The organism is uncultured Microbulbifer sp. (genome assembly GCF_947498635.1).
Taxonomy (GTDB): Bacteria; Pseudomonadota; Gammaproteobacteria; order Pseudomonadales; family Cellvibrionaceae; genus Microbulbifer; species Microbulbifer echini.
Genome location: NZ_CANMKV010000162.1, coordinates 1 through 254 on the forward strand (window position 1 = coordinate 1; position 254 = coordinate 254).

A 254-nucleotide genomic window follows, 5' to 3' on the forward strand; every position below is an offset into this window, starting at 1 on the left:
AATTCTTTTAACCCCGGCGGTAACCCGGCGGATCAGCTGGATGATACTTCCCTGGAAGACTTGGATAAAAAGTTCAAACGGGGCCTGCGTACACCGGGGCAGGCGTCGGTGGGTCTTAAAATTAATCCGAAAAATGCGGTCCATAAACGCCTGCATGAACTGTCCCAGGATGACACGGTGGACAATATGAAATGGGCGGTGGGCTGGAGTGATGGCACCGAGCCACCTACGGTCACCGATAAAGACTTTGTGCT

The 254-nt window shown here is 52.8% G+C and carries 1 protein-coding gene; it reads left to right on the forward strand.

The genetic code is table 11. The features are described 5' to 3' along the window. On the forward strand, positions 1 to 254 hold a 254-nt coding region (locus tag Q1A69_RS20260), incomplete at both ends, for a phage tail tube protein (protein ID WP_299589778.1).